Below are 15619 nucleotides of genomic sequence, written 5' to 3' on the forward strand. Positions count from 1 at the left end.
TCAGCTCCCCGTGGTGGCGTGCTCGATCATCGTCACGAGAGTGCCGGCCGATTCGCCGTGGCCCGAGCCGCGTGCGGCCATGGCCATCTCCTGCAGCCGAGCCTCATCGCGCAGCAGCGGGATCAGGTGGGCGTCGACCCATTCGGGGGTGAAGTACTCGTCGGGCACCAGCTGCGCGCCACCGGCGGCGACCATCTCTGCGGCGTTCAGCTTCTGCTCGCCGTTGCCGACGGGCAGCGGCACGAAGACGGCCGGCAGCCCCACGGTCGCCAGCTCGCAGACCATCCCGGCACCGGAGCGGGTGACTGCGAGATCCGCCGCGGTGTAGGCCAGATCCATCCGGTCGACGTAGGGCAGCACGACGTACGGTGCGCCCCCGAGCACTGGGGGCAGGTCGATCTCCTTGCCGCGGCCGGTTACGTGCAGCACCTGGATACCTGCGGCGCTCAGCTCCCGGGCCCGCTGCGCGAAGGTGGAATTGAGTCGTGCCGCGCCGAGCGATCCGCCGGTCACCAGCACGGTGGGCAGGTCCGGACGCAGTCCGAAGAAGGCGCGGGCCGCCTCGCGACCGACGGACCGGTCCAGCCGCGAGATCTGCGTCCGCAGCGGCATGCCGATCACCCGGGCGTGCGGCAGCTGCGTCGTACGGAAGGTGGTCGCGACGTACGGCGTGAGGCGTGCACCGGCACGGTTGGCCAGGCCAGGTCGGGCGTTCTGCTCGTGGACGACCATCGGGATCCCGCGTCGCTTGGCGGCGAAGAACGCGGGCGGGCTGACGAAGCCGCCGAATCCGACGACGACCTGCGGGTCGACGTCGTCGACCACCGCGCCGGCCTCTGCGATCGCGCCACGCAGGGCGACCGGGAAGCGCACTGCAGCGGAGTTCGGTCGGCGCGGGAAGGCGACCTTCGGGATCAGCCGTAGCTCCAGGCCGGCCTCGGGCACCAGCCGCTCCTCGAGGCCGCCCTCGCTGCCGAGCACGGTGATCCGCGCCTGCGGATGGCGGGCGGCAAGCTCCTGCGCCGTCGCCAGCAACGGTGAGATGTGCCCTGCGGTGCCTCCGCCGGCCAGCAGCACGCTGCGCAGCGGCGCCGACTGCGGGCTCTGCCCGCCGCTCATCGCCCGGCGCGGGAGGACGCGAGGACGGCCGAGGCCTTGCGCAACAGGCTCGGGCGCGCCTGCAGGGCGGCCCGGCACTCCGGCTCCGCACGCGCGAACGACAGCAGCATTCCGAGTGCGAAGAGTGTCGTCACCAGGGCAGATCCACCAGCCGACACCAGCGGCAGCGGCACCCCGATGATGGGCAGCAGGCCGGTCACCGATCCGATGTTGACCATGGCCTGGAAGACGATCCACAGCATGATCCCTGCCGTCGCCAGCCGCACGAACAGGTCGTTGCTCGTGACGATCAGGCGGTAGCAGGCGTACGCCAGCACGACGTAGAGGCCGACGACCGCCATGGTGCCGGGGATGCCGAGCTCCTCGCCGATGATGGCGAAGATGAAGTCGTTGTGCGCCTCGGGCAGCCAGAACCACTTCTCACGGCTGGCACCGAGGCCGACGCCCCACCAGCCGCCGTCGGCCATGGCGTACATGCCGTGCACCTTCTGCCAGCACCCAGGGGTCTGGGCGTCGATGCAGGTACCGAGCCAGGCGTCGATGCGACCGGTGCGGTTGCCGCTGGTGAGTGCGAAGGTCAACGCGCCCAGCGCCGCGGCGCCGGCGGCGACACCGAAGATACGCAGCTGCACACCGGCCACGAAGAACATTGCGCCCATGATGGCCAGCAGGACGAGGCAGGTGCCGAGGTCACCGCCGCCCATCACAGCGGCGAGCACGATGAAGAGCAGCGGCCCGAGCGGCAGGAGCAGGTGCTTGTAGCTGTCGAGGACCCGACGCTTGCGGGAGAGCACGGTCGCGATGAGCAGGACGACAGCGATCTTGCCGACCTCGGACGGCTGCATCGTGAAGCCGCCCGCACCGATCCAGTTGGTGTTGCCGTTGACCGTCAGGCCCAGCGGCGTGAAGACCAGCAACTGCAGGAACACCGCGAAGAAGAACACCGGAAATGCGATGGTCTTCCACATCCGGACGCTGATCCGACTCGCGACGAACGCCCCGATCACACCCACCACGGCGAACGAGGCCTGGTTCAAGAAGATCGTGTACGAGGAGTGCGTCGGCGACGCGTACGACGTGACGCTGGACGCCGACAGCACCATCGTGAGCCCGAAGATCAGCAGCAGGGTGCCGGATCCGAGGATCAGGTAGTACGGGCCGACCGGCGAGGTCACCCGCTCCTTGACCTGCTGCAGATAGCCGCGCGCCGGATCGAACCCGGGGTTGGCGCCACTCGCGGTCATCGACCGGCTCCGCTCACCCGACGGGCGGCCTGCGCGAAGAGGTCGCCCCGCTCGGGGTAACCGGAGAACATGTCCTTGGACGCGGCCGCGGGAGCGAGGAGTACGACGTCGCCCGGCCGGGCGAGGCGGGCAGCCTCGGTCACAGCGAGATCCATGGCGTCAGTCTGAATGCTGTCGATCTGCACGACGGGGACATCGGGCGCGTGTCGCCGCAGCGCCTGCGCGATCACCTCGCGGTCGGCCCCGAGCAGCACCGCGGCGCGCAGCCGCGGCGCGGCGTCGCGCACGAGATCCTCGACGTCGGCGCCCTTCAGCTGGCCGCCCGCGACCCAGACCACGTGCTCCACCGCGCGCAGTGCGGCCGCGGCCGCGCCGGGATTGGTCGCCTTCGAATCGTCGATCCAGCGCACCCCGGCACCGGACGCGACGACCTGCCCGCGATGCGGCTGGGGCGTGTAGCCCATCAGGCCCGCGCGCACGGCCGCCGGCGGCACGTCGTAGGACCGCGCCAGGGCCGCGGCCGCGAGGGCGTCGGCGACGTAGTGCGGCGACGGCGCCTCCTCGCCCGCGGCGAGCTCGGCCACCGTGCACAGCTGCGCGGCGTACCGGCGGTCGGGCACGAACGCGCGGTCGGCGAGCACTCCGTCGACCACGCCGAGCATCGATGGTTCCGGCAGGCCGAGGGTGAATCCGATGGCGCGCGCGCCGTCGACGACGTCGGCGTCCTCGACGAGCTCACGCGTCGTGGGGTCGTCCTCGTTGTAGACGCAGGCGTGCTGGGTGCGTTCGTAGACGCGCCCCTTCATCCGGCGGTACTCCTCGTAGGAGCCGTGCCAGTCCAGGTGGTCCGGTGCGACGTTGAGGCAGCAGGACGCGTACGGCGACAGGCTGGACGACCAGTGCAGCTGGAAGGTCGACAACTCGACGGCCAGCACGTCGTAGGGCTGCGGATGCAGCACCGCCTCGACGAGCGGCGTGCCGACGTTGCCCGCCGCGATCGCGCGCAGCCCGCCTGCCTGCAGGATCCGCTCGAGCATGGTGACGGCGGTGGTCTTGCCGTTGGTGCCCGTGATCGAGAGCCACGGTGCGGCGCCCTCGCGTCGGCGCATCCGCCAGGCGAGCTCGACCTCACCCCACACCGGCACCGCGGCCGCCGCAGCGGCCCGCATGTACGGATGCGTGGGTGGGATGCCCGGCGAGGTCACCACCAGGTCGGTGCCCGGTCCGGGGCGCTGCTGGTGCTCGGCGCCGAACCGTACGACGGCGCCCAGGATCTCCAACACGGTCGCCTGCTCGCGCTGGTGGTCGGTGGGGGTGCCGGACAGCACCGTCACGTGCGCACCGCGCTGCAGCAGGGCGTCGGCGGCGGCGTACCCGCTCACACCGAGACCGAAGACCACCACGTGCAGCCCGGCCCAGTCCGCGTCGGCATGGTCGAGGGCGGCGAGGCGGGTACGGCGGCCGTCGTCGACCGGCATCAGCCGCGGACCGTCTGTGCCTGCCGGACGAGCCGGGAACCCATCAGGTGACGACCCACTCGGCGTAGAACAGGCCCAGCGCCACCGCGACGCACAGGCCCGCGATGATCCAGAACCGGATCACCACGGTGACCTGTTCCCACCCGAGCATCTCGAAGTGGTGGTGCAGCGGTGCCATCCGGAAGATCCGTTTGCGGCGCAGTTTGAAGGACCCCACCTGCAGGATCACCGAGAGCGTCTCGAGCACGAACAGCCCGCCGAGGATGACGACCAGCAGCTCCGTGCGCGAGCAGATGGCGAGGCCCGCCAGCGCGCCGCCCAGCGCGAGCGAACCGGTGTCGCCCATGAAGATCTTGGCCGGGGTGGCGTTCCACCACAGGAATCCGAAGCACGAGGCCATCACGCACGCCGCGACGACGGCGAGGTCGAGCGGGTCGCGCACCTGATAGCACTTGTTGCTGAAGTGGTACTCGCAGTTCTGGTTGTACTGCCACACGCTGATCAGGATGTACGCGCCGAAGACCATCGCGCTGACGCCGGTCGCGAGACCGTCGAGGCCGTCGGTGAGGTTCACGCCGTTCGAGGTGCCGGCCACGATGAGGTTGGCCCAGAGGACGAAGAGGACGACGGCGAGGGCCGTGCCGCCGAAGGCCAGGTTGACCCAGGTGTCCCGCACGAACGAGATGTGGAAGCTGCCCGGCGTACGACCGCCCTTGTCTCCGAAGCGGGTCGCGAGGATCGCGAACACCGTCGAGACGAGCACCTGCAGCACGAGCTTCTGGACAGAGCGCAGGCCGAGCGAGCGCTGGTGGGAGATCTTCATCCAGTCGTCGGCGAACCCGACGAGACCGAGGCCGACCAGCAGGAACATGACCAGACACCCGGAGACGGTCGGCGGCGACCAGCTGAGCAGGTGGGCGAGGAAGTAGCCGCTCACCGAACCCGCGATGATGACCGCGCCGCCCATCGTGGGCGTGCCGCGTTTGGTGTGGTGGCTGGTGGGTCCGTCGTCGCGGATGAACTGCCCGTACCCGCGCCGCACGAGGAACTGGATGAAGATCCGGGTCCCGAACAATGCCACTGCCAGCGCGATCAACGCGCCGATCAGGACAACCTTCACAAAACATCCTCCGCTTCGAACCGTTCGGTGATCCGGTCGCCAAGGTAACGCAGCCCGGAGTCGCGGCTCGACTTGAACAACACGACGTCCCCCGGTTGCAGCATGGAGACCAGCAGGTCGTACGCCGCGTCGGCGTCGACGACCCGCTGCGCCGCCCCCGCGGCGTCCTGCACGGCATCGGCGACCGGCGATGCGTCGGGACCCACAGCCACGACGATGTCGATCCCCCGCGCCACGGCGTCGGTGCCCACGGCGCGGTGCGCCGAGACGCTCTCGTCGCCGAGTTCCCGCATCGCCCCGAGCACCGCCACGGTACGACGTTCGCGCCCGATCTGCGCGAGCGCCGCCAGCGCGGCGGACATCGACTCGGGGTTGGCGTTGTAGGCGTCGTTGACCAGAGTGATGCCCCGCTCCAGCTGTTGCACCTCCATCCGCCAGCGCGCCTGCGCCGATGCACCCGACAGGGTCTGCACCGCTTGGGCCAACTCCACACCGGACTCCACCGCGGCCGCCAGCACCGCCAGGGCGTTGCCGACGTGGTGCTCGCCGTGCACGGCGAGGGTCACCGGGATGCTCCCCTCACTGGTGACCAGGGTGAAACTCGCCCGACCGGAGGTGTCGGAGCGTACGTCGACCGCCCGGTAGTCCGCAGCCTCCGAACGGCCCACCCCGATCACCCGGGCCGACGTCTTCTCGGCCATTACGGCGACCCGCGGGTCGTCCAGGTTCAGCACGGCCACGCCGTCGGAGGGCAGGGCTGCGACCAGCTCGGACTTGGTGCGCGCGATGGCGTCCACGGAGCCGAACTCGCCGACGTGGGCGTGACCCACGTTGAGCACTATCCCGATCCGGGGCGGCGCCATGCGCGTCAGGTAGGCGATGTGTCCCACACCCGAGGCCCCCATCTCGACCACCAGGTGACGGGTGGCAGCGGTGACCCGGCACAGCGTCAGCGGCACGCCCACCTCGGAGTTGTAGGACCCCTGGGGCGCGACGGTCTCCCCGTCCTGCGCGAGCACCTGCCCGAGCAGGTCCTTGGTGGAGGTCTTCCCCGAGCTGCCGGTGATGCCGATGATGTTCAGACCCGACACCCGGTCCACGACCGAGCGCGCCAGGGACGCGAAGGCGTCCTGCACGTCGGGGACGACGACGGTCGGGGTGGCTTCGACCGGTCGGCTGCCGAGCGTCGCGACCGCACCCGCGCGAGCGGCACCGTCGGCGAACTGGTGGCCGTCGGCGTGCTCACCGACCCGTGCGACGTAGAGGCTGCCGGCCTGTGCCTCCCGGGAGTCGGTCACGACCGGGCCATCGACGAGGACGTCGTGGCCCACCAGAGATCCGCCTACGACCCGGGCGATCTCGCTCAATGCCAGAGGGATCATCTCGGACGTTGCTCGGTGCTGACGGCGGCGTACTGGATCGGGTAGAGCGAGACCGGCTTGCGGCTCGGTGCGACGCCGCGCGTGCGCAGCACATAGCCGGCCACCTGGGAGAAGATCGGCGCGGCCGCCTCACCGCCGTAGATCGTGGTCTTCGGGTTCTGCAGCGCGACCGCGACGATGTACTGCGGGTTCTCCGCCGGAGCCATCCCGATGAAGGAGGCTGTGTAGCCGTTGTAACGGCCGAGCTTGGCGTCGTACAGCTCCGCGGTGCCGGTCTTGCCGGCGACGTTGTAGCCCGCGACCTTGGCCTTCTGCGCCGTACCGTCCTGGCCGACCACGCCGCTCAGCATCGTGCGCAGCTGGCTCGCGACGCCGGTCGAGATGACCCGCACCGGCTTGCGCGAGTCCGCGGGCTTGGTCCACCCGCCGGACGCGTTCTGCACCCCCGCGATCAGGTTGACCGGCAGACGCACCCCGTCGTTCGCGACGGTCTGGTAGACCGACGCCTGCTGCATCAACGTGGTGGACAGGCCCTGCCCGAACATCACGGTGTACTTCTGCGAACCGCTCCACTGCGACGGTGGCGCCACGATGCCGCCGGTCTCTCCGGGGAAGCCCACGCCGGTGGGCGCGCCCAGGCCGAACTTGCGCATGAAGCCGTAGAGGTAGTCGGAGGACACCTTCGACCCGGTCAGCATCGTGCCCATGTTGGAGGACTCGGCGAGGACGCCGGCGACCGTGAGGCTCTCGGTGCCGTGCGGCTCGGAGTCGTGGAAGAGGGCTCCCCCGCGGCGCAGCTGCGACGGCACGATCACCTGGGAGGTGGGAGTGGCGACGCCGGCGGACAGCGCGGCGGCCATGGTGATGATCTTGCTGGTCGAGCCCGGCTCGTAGGTCTCGGCGAACCCTCGGGGCTGCAGGTTGCCCGGGGATGCCGCGCCCGGGTTGGTCGGATCGAAGCTCGGGTACGACGCCGCGGCCAGCACGTTGCCCTGCCGGTCCATCACGACGAGGTCCCCGGCCTCGGCACGGGTCTTCTTGACCCCGGCAGCGAGCGCGTTGCTCGCGTAGTACTGGATGTCGGAATCGAGCGTGAGCTTCACGTTCGAGCCGTTGACCGCGGGGGTGTCGGAGTTGCTACCGGTGGCGATGACCGTGCCGTCGGGCGCCTCCTCGTAGGTGCGGACACCGGGCCGGCCGTTGAGGATCCCCTGCTTCATCAGCTCGACACCGCCGGCACCCGCGCTGCTGCCGGCGTCCACCCAGCCGACGATCGACGATGCGCTCGCGCCCTGCGGGTACTGCCGGGTCTGGGTGGACTCGGGGTAGATCCCGCCGAGCTTGAGGGCCAGGACCCGCTGCCACTGCTCGGGCGTGACGTTCTTGACCAGATAGACGAACCTGGACTTGCGCTGGGTCGCGGCCTGCAGCGTCGCGTAGTACTGCTTGGCGCTGCCGCCGAGCACCGATGCGAGCCCGGCTGCCACCCCGGAGTTGCCCAGCACCGTGGTGCGGCCGTCCACGAAGCTCTTGTACTGCGAGGTCTGAGTCGCGTCCGCGGTCACGTTGTAGCGCTGCACACTGGTCGCCAGCGCGGCACCCTTGTCGTCGACGATCTGACCGCGCAGGGCGGGCACGTTCTCGTGGTGCAACCGGCTGTCACGGGCCTTCGCCGACACGGCGGCGGCATCGACGCCCTGTACACGGATGATCTGCGCGGTGAACAGACTGAAGATGAACAGCATGGCGACCATCAGCATCCGGGCACGCCGGCCCGGGTGTCCGAGGCGCATCGTGACCGGGCGACGGCGCGGCGGCCCCCCGTTGCCTCCGCCGCCGGCGGAGCGTGCCGGGCGCCCCGGACGCTGCGAGCCGGTGACGGATGCAGGGCGTCGTACGCCCGTTCCGGTCGGTCGGTCCGACCCCGTGGCCCTCGCACGCGTCGCCGCGGGCTTGGAGGAGTCCCGTCGCGGATCTCGTTGCCCCGCCGCCCGATCGGCCGGTCGTGCACCGGTGCGACCGCGCGAGGTCGTCCCGGTCGTGCGCGGACGGGCGGAGCCGGCGCCGCGGGCCCCTCGCGAACTCTGGGATCCCTGCGAGCCCTGGGAGCCCGGAGGACGGGTCTGACTCAACGGGTCACCTCGTGGTCGTCGCGTGCGTGCCGGTCGTGTTCTTGGTCTTGGTCTTCGTGCCCGTCGTGCTGCTCTTGCTCTTGGTGCTCTTGCCCTTGCTCTTCGGGCTGTCCTTGGTGCTCTTCGTCGTGCCGGTCTTGGCCGTCTTGGTCGCCTTCTTCGGTGCCGGAGCACCGACGCCGGCACCGAGGGAGGCCCCCGTCGCGGCAGTCCCGGCGACCTTCGCAGCCCCGCCGGTGGTCAGCGGACCCACGGTAAAGGGGGTGCTGCCCGCCGCCCCGTTCGCCACGCCGATCGTCTTCCCATCGGATCCCACGTAGCGGACCCGGGACGCGGGAGCGAGGCCCATGGCGTGTGCGCGGGACGCGAGGGAGGCCGGAGACTCGGCCAGTTGCAGCGCGGAACGCAGGCTCTGCTGGGTGTCGGTGTACGTCGCGGAACGCGCTTGCAGAGAGTCCATCGTGAACGACTGCTGGGCGCGCTGGGTGTTGAGCACCAGCAGGGTGGCGAGGCCCATCGCGAGCACGAACACGCAGGCGGCGATGAACGCGGCGCTGTGCCCGTCACGGGAGTCGGCGGGCGCGACGACCCGCAACCGCACCGACGACGCACCGCTCGTGGGCAGGGACCGCGACTTCGACCCGGGGGTCGGGTGCGGCACCCGCGCTCGTGGGGCGCGCAGCGGTACGGCGGCCTGCGGGCTCATGCTCATCGGGAGGTCCCCTTCGTGGATCGACGACGTTCTGCTGCGCGCAACCGGGCGGAGGCCGCGCGCGGGTTCTCGGAGGTCTCCTGCTCGGAGGGCCGTTCGGCTCCCCGGGTGAGGCGACGGAGGTAGGGCTCGTGCTCGGGCAGCTCGACCGGCAGGTCCACCGGCGCCGAACTCGTGGTGCCCTCGGCAAGGACCTGTTTGGCGATCCGGTCCTCGAGGGAGTGATAGGCCAGGATGGCGATCCGGCCGCCGACGGCCAGGTGCTCGATGGCCTGGGGCAGGGCGCCGGCCCAGGAGTCCAGCTCGCGGTTGACCTCGATGCGCAGCGCCTGGAAGGTGCGCTTGCCCGGGTGGCCGCCGGTGCGCTGCTGCGCTGCGGGGATCGCGTCCCGCAGCAGGTCGACCAGCCGCGCGGACCGGTCGAAGGGCGCCTTCTCGCGTTCGCGGACGACGGCGCGGGCGATGCGGCGGGCGAAGCGCTCCTCGCCGTACTCGCGCAGGATGCGTTCGAGCGCCGCGGCGTCGTAGGTGTTGAGGACATCGGCGGCAGTGGGGCCTTCGCCCTGGTCCATCCGCATGTCGAGCGGCGCGTCCTGGCTGTAGGAGAAACCCCGCTGGGTCTCGTCCAACTGCAGGGATGAGACGCCGAGATCGAAGAGCACTGCCTGCGACTCGCGCACGCCGAGACGGACCAGCTCGGTGAACGCGTCGTCGTAGACGGCGTGCACAGGGCGGAATCGGTCGCCGAAGCGCTCCAGCCGCTCCCCCGCGAGGGCCACGGCCTCGGTGTCACGGTCCACACCGTATGCCGTGACACCGGAGAAACGTTCGAGGACGGCCTCGGTGTGTCCCCCCATTCCGAGGGTCGCGTCCACGAAGACCGCGCCAGGGGTCTCCAGGGAGGGTGCGAGCAGCTCCAGGATGCGTTCGCGCATCACGGGGGTGTGCCGCTCGGCGGCGTTGCTGTCGGTGTGGCTCATCGCGGCGGATCTCCCCTCTGGTGCGGCTCGGACGGCGTGACGTGCTGATGGGTGCTGCGGGATCTGTGCGATGTGCTGCAGGGCGCTGTCTGATGCCTGGTCCCCAGCCGTCGCTGTTGCCGACGAGCGGCTGATGCTCCGGTGCCGGGGAAGTGGCATCGGTGCATCCGGCGAACGGATGGAGGCCGGATCTCAGAAGAACCCTCCGGGGATCACCTCCTCGCCCTGGGAGGCGAAGTCGTCCTCGGTGGCTTCCAGGAACTGGGTCCACGCGGTGGTGTCCCACAGCTCGAGCCGGTTGCCCGTGCCGATGACCGTGCAGTCCTTGCTCAGGCCGGCGTACTCGCGCAGCACGGCGGGGACGGTGACCCGCCCCTGCTTGTCCGGGATCTCATCGGAGGCGGCCGACAGCAGGACGCGCTGGAAGTTGCGGACCCCCCGGTTGGTGACCGGGGTGTTATTCATCTGCTCGGCGAGCCGCTCGAAGTCCGACATCGCGAAGACGTAGAGGCAACGGTCCTGGCCGCGGGTGATGACCAGACCGCCCGCGAGTTGGTCGCGGAACTTCGCGGGAAGGATCAGGCGGCCCTTCTCGTCGAGGCGGGGGTGGTGGGTGCCGAGGAACATCGCGCCACACCTCCCGATCGTCGTCCCACGAGGTTCGGCCGACCCGACTCTCCGCTGTCCTCCACTTTACTCCACATCCCCCCACAAACGAAGCAAAAGGAGGCCGCTGAATCTCATGTCGCCCCAAAAAGTGCAGGTCAGGGCGGGTGGAGGATGGTGGAGGACCGGCAACGGCGTACGCCGGCCGCATGACCGGTCGGACCCGAGGTCGGGCACCCGGCTACATGGCGCCTGCCCATCAGGCAGGATTCATCCATGAAGCATTCCGCATCGGTCGATGCGCTCTCGCAGACGGCGACTTCGCGATCGGCGATGAGTCTGGACGACGTACGCCGGGTCGCCGGCGACATCCAGGCCTCGGTGGCCGGGGTGATCGAGGGCAAGAGCGAGGCCATCGCCACCGCGGTCGTGGTGCTGTTGGCCGAGGGACACCTGCTGATCGAGGACGTGCCCGGTGTCGGCAAGACGATGCTGGCCAAGGCCCTCGCGCGGTCGATCGACTGCACCATGCGTCGCTTGCAGTTCACCCCTGACCTGCTGCCCAGCGACGTGACGGGGGTGAGCATCTTCAACCAGGACACCCACCAGTTCGAGTTCCGCCGTGGCGCGGTCTTCGCTGGGATCGTGGTGGGCGACGAGATCAACCGCGCCTCGCCCAAGACGCAGTCGGCCCTCCTGGAGTGCATGGAGGAGAACCAGGTCACCGTCGACGGTCAGACCTACCTGCTGCAGCGCCCGTTCATGGTGATGGCCACCCAGAACCCCATCGAGATGGAGGGCACCTACCCGCTCCCCGAGGCGCAACGTGACCGGTTCATGGCGCGCATCTCGATGGGCTATCCGACCGCAGCGGCGGAGATGCGGATGCTCGACCTGCACTCGGCGCACCGTCCGTTGGAGGCGCTGCGGCCGGTCGCCGACGCCGCCCTGGTCCTGCGCGCCATTGAAGCGGTCTCCGGTGTCTATGCCAGCGCCGCGCTGCGCCAGTACATCGTCGACCTCGTGACCGCGACCCGGACGGCGCCCGGCGTCCGCCTCGGCGCCTCACCCCGCAGCGCGCTGCAGCTGCTGCGCGCCGCCCGCGCGCAGGCCGCACTCGACGGCCGTGACCACGTGCTCCCCGAGGACGTGCAGCGGCTCTGGATCCCGGTCCTGTCCCACCGCGTCATCATGGGCGGCGACGCCAGCGGACGATCTGCGTCCGACACTCTGGCGCAGCTGTTGGAGCGTGTCCCCGTCCCCGCGCAGGCCCGCTGACATGGTGCGCGCACCCGCTGCCGGGCGGCGGCACACACGCGCGCGCCTGACCTCGCGCGGGCACGCCGTCGTTGCCGCGGGAGTCGCACTCACGATCACCGGGCTGGCGCTCGGTTACGGCGACATCACCCGGATCGGGATCTTCCTCCTCCTGCTGCCGTTGTTGGCGACGCTGCTCGCCTCCCGCCGCGCGGCGCACCTGGAACTGACCCGCACCATCGCGCCGGTGATCCTGCACCCGGACGAGCCGGCGCCCGTACGCGCCGTGTTCGCGAACCGGGCGAAGCGCGCCAGCCGGTTCGGCACTGCCCAGGACAGCATCGACGCCAGCCTCGGGGACCGACCTCGCTACACGCTGCCGAGCATCCCGGCGCGGGGCAAAGCCGTCGTCGAGTACACCGTCCGGGGTCGCGCCCGCGGGCTGCACACGATCGGACCGACCACCATCGAGCACCCCGATCCGTTCGGCATGTGCTGGGCGGGCACCGTCATCCCCGCCGACGACCAGATCCTCGTCCTGCCCCAGACCTTCCCCCTGGTGCGGCACCGGCTGCCGTACGCCAGCGGCGGCGAAGGCGACTCGGGTCACTCCATCGCGTTGCACGGAGAGCAGGACGTCAGCATCCGCGCCTACGTCGAAGGCGATGAGCTGCGCCGGATCCACTGGGCCGCGACCGCGCACCGGGGTGAGCTGATGGTGCGCCACGAGGACCGGCCCGCATACAAGCACGCCCTGCTGATGTACGACGCCCGCACCAGTGCCCACCGCGTCGACGGCGCCTACGACTCCTTCGAGTGGACCATCAGCGCCACCGCCTCGATCGCGCTGCTGCTGCACGACCTGAACTATCTGACCCATCTGCTCGCCCCCGAGTCGCTGGACGACGAACGGTACGAGACGCCGTCGTCCTCCGACACCATGCTGCGCGACCTGGCCGAGGCGCAGGAGTGCGAGGACGGGCTGCACGCGCAGGTGCTCGCGCAGGCGTCGCGGACGGCGTCCGGATCGACCACGATGGTCGCCGTCCTCACCGACCGCCCGGCCGCCGGCCTGCGCCAGCTGGCCGCATGCTGCGGTCGCGGGGCCGTCGGCATCGCCATCGTGGTCGACACCGACGCCTATCGACGCGATTCGGAGGTTGAGGGGGCGGACGCCCGGGCGGTCGCGCACGAGTTCCAGGCGGCCGGCTGGCGCACGGTGGTGGTCGGCCCGCGATCCGGCGTGCCCGCTGCCTGGCGATCGGTGGCCGGCATCGCGCCGGTCGGGGCGGCGATGCGATGACCCGCGCCCGTCCCGCACAGACGTTCCTTGCCGCTCTCGCGACGATGATCGCGGCCTGGCCCATCACCACCCTCTTCGTGGGTAATGCGTGGATCGACGAAACACTCGGGTTGGTCACGCTGGCAGCCCTGCTCGGGATGGCCGGGCGGGCATTGGACCTGCCCCCGATGCTCACGCTGTCGGTTCAACTGATCGGAGTGACCGCGGTCACCGTGGTCACTCACCTGCACGACCACCTGGACACCAGCCTGCCCTCGGCGCTGCGCGCGCTCGGAGCGGACGCGCACCACACGGTGACGGCGTACGCCGCGCCGGCCCCGTCCACGGTCGGCGTCGTCTTCTTCATCGGCCTGATCATCGCGATCATCGCGATCACCGTGGACTTCCTGGCGGTGTCGGCCCGCTCGCCCGGCCTGGCCGGCGTCCCGTTGCTGGTGGAGTTCGTGATCTCCGCGGCCAACTCCGGCGGGTCGTTGCACCCCCGCTACTCGTTCGCTCTCGGCCTCGCCTGGCTGGCGATGCTCTACGCCGCCTCCGAGCGGTCCGCGCGTGACTGGTCGGGGCTGCGGGCGCGCATCCCCGGACGCCCCAACAATCCGACCGCCCTGCTCGGCGGACACGATTTCGGTCCCTTCACCCGGACAGCCGGTGTCGGCGCCCTGATCGCGGCGCTGGTGATCGCCGCATCGCTTCCCGCCGCCTCACAGAAGTTCATGGCCAACGGTCTCGCACGCGGCAACGGCCCGGCCACCACCGTCGGCTTCTCGACCGATCTGGACCTGCACAACAACCTCGTCGACCGCGACCACTCCCCCGTGCTCACGCTGCGCACCGCGGACCTCAACCCACCGCCGCTCCGCGCACTGGTCGCGGACGACTACACCGGCGACCACTGGGTCCCGGCGCGGCCGTCGTACCTGTTGCGCGGAGTCAACGGAGCGCCGCTGCAGCGCTACGGGCAGAACACGGTGCCGATCACCAGCTCCCCCTACACCATGGTCATCACCCAGAACACGATGCGCCCGCCGTACGTCGTGGCCCCCACCCAGGTCGCCAGCGCCAACTTCGGGGGCGCCACCTGGAGTTACGACCCGGACACCACCCAGCCGTCGACGACCCGGCTCGAGGACAGCTACACGGTCCGGTACCTCAGTCAACCCGCGAGCGCCCGGCCCTCGTCGCAGACCATCGATACCACGGGATTCGGCCCCGACCTCGTCGTCGACCAGGCCTCGCAGAGCCGCATCGAGGCGCTCGTGCACACCGCGGCGCCGAGCGGGACGCCCTTCCAGAGGGTCATCGCGATCCAGGACTACTTCCGCGACGGTGACAACTTCAACTATTCGCTGACGTTGGACCCGACCCGCAAGGACTCCGCGGGGCGGCCACTGGACCCCATCAGCAACTTCCTGGTGACCCGGCGGGGCTACTGCATGCAGTTCGCCACGGCGATGGTGATGGCGGCCCGCTCCATCGGGGTGCCGGCGCGCCTCGGGGTGGGCTTCCTCCCCGGCACGGTGGACTCATCCGGCTCCTACCAGGTGCATCAGTCCGACGCGCACGCCTGGCCCGAGCTGTACTTCCCGGGGATGGGCTGGACCCGATTCGAACCCACCCCTGCGGCACGGACGGGTCTCGCGCCGCCGTACGCGAGCCCCACGATCGGCAGCCCCGAGAGCGCCGCCCCCCGACGTTCCGCCTCCGGCGGCCGCACCGCACGGGGCAGCAACTCGGTGACCAGCGCACCGGGCACCACCACCCCCACCGCCTCGCGCTCCGTGAACCTGCACCTGGTCTGGCTGCTGTGGGTGTTCGCCGCCCTGCTGGTCCTCGCGGCCGCGTTCGCCGTCCTGCCGTTGCTGGCCCGGTGGTCCCGGCGCCGACTGCAGGTCGGGCACGGCGCCGCAGACGATGCCGCCCGCGTGCAGGCGCAGTGGGACGACCTGGTCTCGCGGATGGAGGACCTGGGCATCGACCCGGCGCCGCAGGTGTCGCCGCGCTCCCAGGAGGCGCACTACCGGTTGCACCTGGTGGTGGGTCGGGAGGGGCAGGAGTCGCTGCACCGCGCGGTCGACGTGCTGGAGCGGGTCCGCTACAGCCCGCGACCCGGTCCGGGTGACGATCTGTCGGCTCCCGCCGACGATCTGCTGATGCGGATCCGCCGGAGCCGCTCGTTCCGTACGCGGGTCGTCGCCACCTTGTTCCCGCGGTCGGGACGGCGCGCGGTGCGCTCCCTCTTCTCGAGGCGCACGCGGCGCTGAGGGACCGGCGACGGACCGCGGCAGA

12 protein-coding genes are annotated in these 15619 nt (G+C 70.7%); 3 read left to right on the top strand and 9 right to left on the bottom strand.

What is annotated here, in order from left to right:
• The 9 genes from murG to mraZ form a co-directional block, all read right to left on the bottom strand.
• Window positions 1–1119 carry an undecaprenyldiphospho-muramoylpentapeptide beta-N-acetylglucosaminyltransferase gene (murG, locus tag JOB34_RS08990; RefSeq protein ID WP_208052334.1) on the bottom strand — a complete coding sequence of 373 codons (1119 nt, stop codon included), beginning with the start codon at window positions 1117–1119 and terminating at the stop codon, window positions 1–3.
• Window positions 1116–2363, bottom strand: coding sequence for a putative lipid II flippase FtsW (gene ftsW, locus JOB34_RS08995; RefSeq protein ID WP_208052335.1), 1248 nt, complete (start codon window positions 2361–2363; stop codon window positions 1116–1118). The genes murG and ftsW overlap by 4 nt, the downstream gene beginning before the upstream one ends.
• Window positions 2360–3841: a UDP-N-acetylmuramoyl-L-alanine--D-glutamate ligase gene (murD, locus tag JOB34_RS09000; protein ID WP_208052336.1), complete on the bottom strand. Its 1482-nt coding sequence runs from the start codon at window positions 3839–3841 to the stop codon at window positions 2360–2362. The genes ftsW and murD overlap by 4 nt, the downstream gene beginning before the upstream one ends.
• A gap of 43 nt (window positions 3842–3884) precedes the next feature.
• Entirely contained in the window at window positions 3885–4961 is a 1077-nt protein-coding gene (gene mraY / locus JOB34_RS09005) for a phospho-N-acetylmuramoyl-pentapeptide-transferase (protein WP_179481511.1), read from the bottom strand.
• Entirely contained in the window at window positions 4958–6343 is a 1386-nt protein-coding gene (gene murF / locus JOB34_RS09010) for a UDP-N-acetylmuramoyl-tripeptide--D-alanyl-D-alanine ligase (protein ID WP_208052337.1), read from the bottom strand. The genes mraY and murF overlap by 4 nt, the downstream gene beginning before the upstream one ends.
• Window positions 6340–8103 (bottom strand): penicillin-binding protein 2, encoded by a 1764-nt coding sequence (locus JOB34_RS09015; protein ID WP_208052338.1) that lies wholly within the window; start codon window positions 8101–8103, stop codon window positions 6340–6342. Before JOB34_RS09015 ends, murF begins: the two co-directional genes overlap by 4 nt.
• Window positions 8104–8479: 376 nt before the next feature.
• On the bottom strand, window positions 8480–9187 hold the full coding sequence (locus tag JOB34_RS09020; protein WP_208052339.1) for a hypothetical protein: 708 nt from the start codon (window positions 9185–9187) through the stop codon (window positions 8480–8482).
• Window positions 9184–10167 carry a 16S rRNA (cytosine(1402)-N(4))-methyltransferase RsmH gene (gene rsmH, locus JOB34_RS09025; protein WP_208052340.1) on the bottom strand — a complete coding sequence of 328 codons (984 nt, stop codon included), beginning with the start codon at window positions 10165–10167 and terminating at the stop codon, window positions 9184–9186. Before rsmH ends, JOB34_RS09020 begins: the two co-directional genes overlap by 4 nt.
• 192 nt (window positions 10168–10359) lie before the next feature.
• Window positions 10360–10794: a division/cell wall cluster transcriptional repressor MraZ gene (mraZ, locus tag JOB34_RS09030; RefSeq protein ID WP_208052341.1), complete on the bottom strand. Its 435-nt coding sequence runs from the start codon at window positions 10792–10794 to the stop codon at window positions 10360–10362.
• A gap of 255 nt (window positions 10795–11049) precedes the next feature.
• On the opposite strand from mraZ, the gene JOB34_RS09035 reads away from it, so the two are divergent.
• From JOB34_RS09035 to JOB34_RS09045, 3 genes are read left to right on the top strand one after another with little or no spacing between them, the layout of a single operon-like run.
• Complete coding sequence (locus JOB34_RS09035) at window positions 11050–12051, top strand: AAA family ATPase (protein WP_208052342.1); 1002 nt, start codon at window positions 11050–11052, stop codon at window positions 12049–12051.
• A gap of 1 nt (window position 12052) precedes the next feature.
• Window positions 12053–13333 carry a DUF58 domain-containing protein gene (locus JOB34_RS09040; RefSeq protein ID WP_208052343.1) on the top strand — a complete coding sequence of 427 codons (1281 nt, stop codon included), beginning with the start codon at window positions 12053–12055 and terminating at the stop codon, window positions 13331–13333.
• Window positions 13330–15594 (top strand): DUF3488 and transglutaminase-like domain-containing protein, encoded by a 2265-nt coding sequence (locus tag JOB34_RS09045; protein WP_208052344.1) that lies wholly within the window; start codon window positions 13330–13332, stop codon window positions 15592–15594. The genes JOB34_RS09040 and JOB34_RS09045 overlap by 4 nt, the downstream gene beginning before the upstream one ends.
• Window positions 15595–15619 lie beyond the last annotated feature (25 nt).

The organism is Allobranchiibius sp. GilTou38, assembly GCF_017565325.1.
Classification (GTDB): Bacteria; Actinomycetota; Actinomycetes; order Actinomycetales; family Dermatophilaceae; genus Allobranchiibius; species Allobranchiibius huperziae.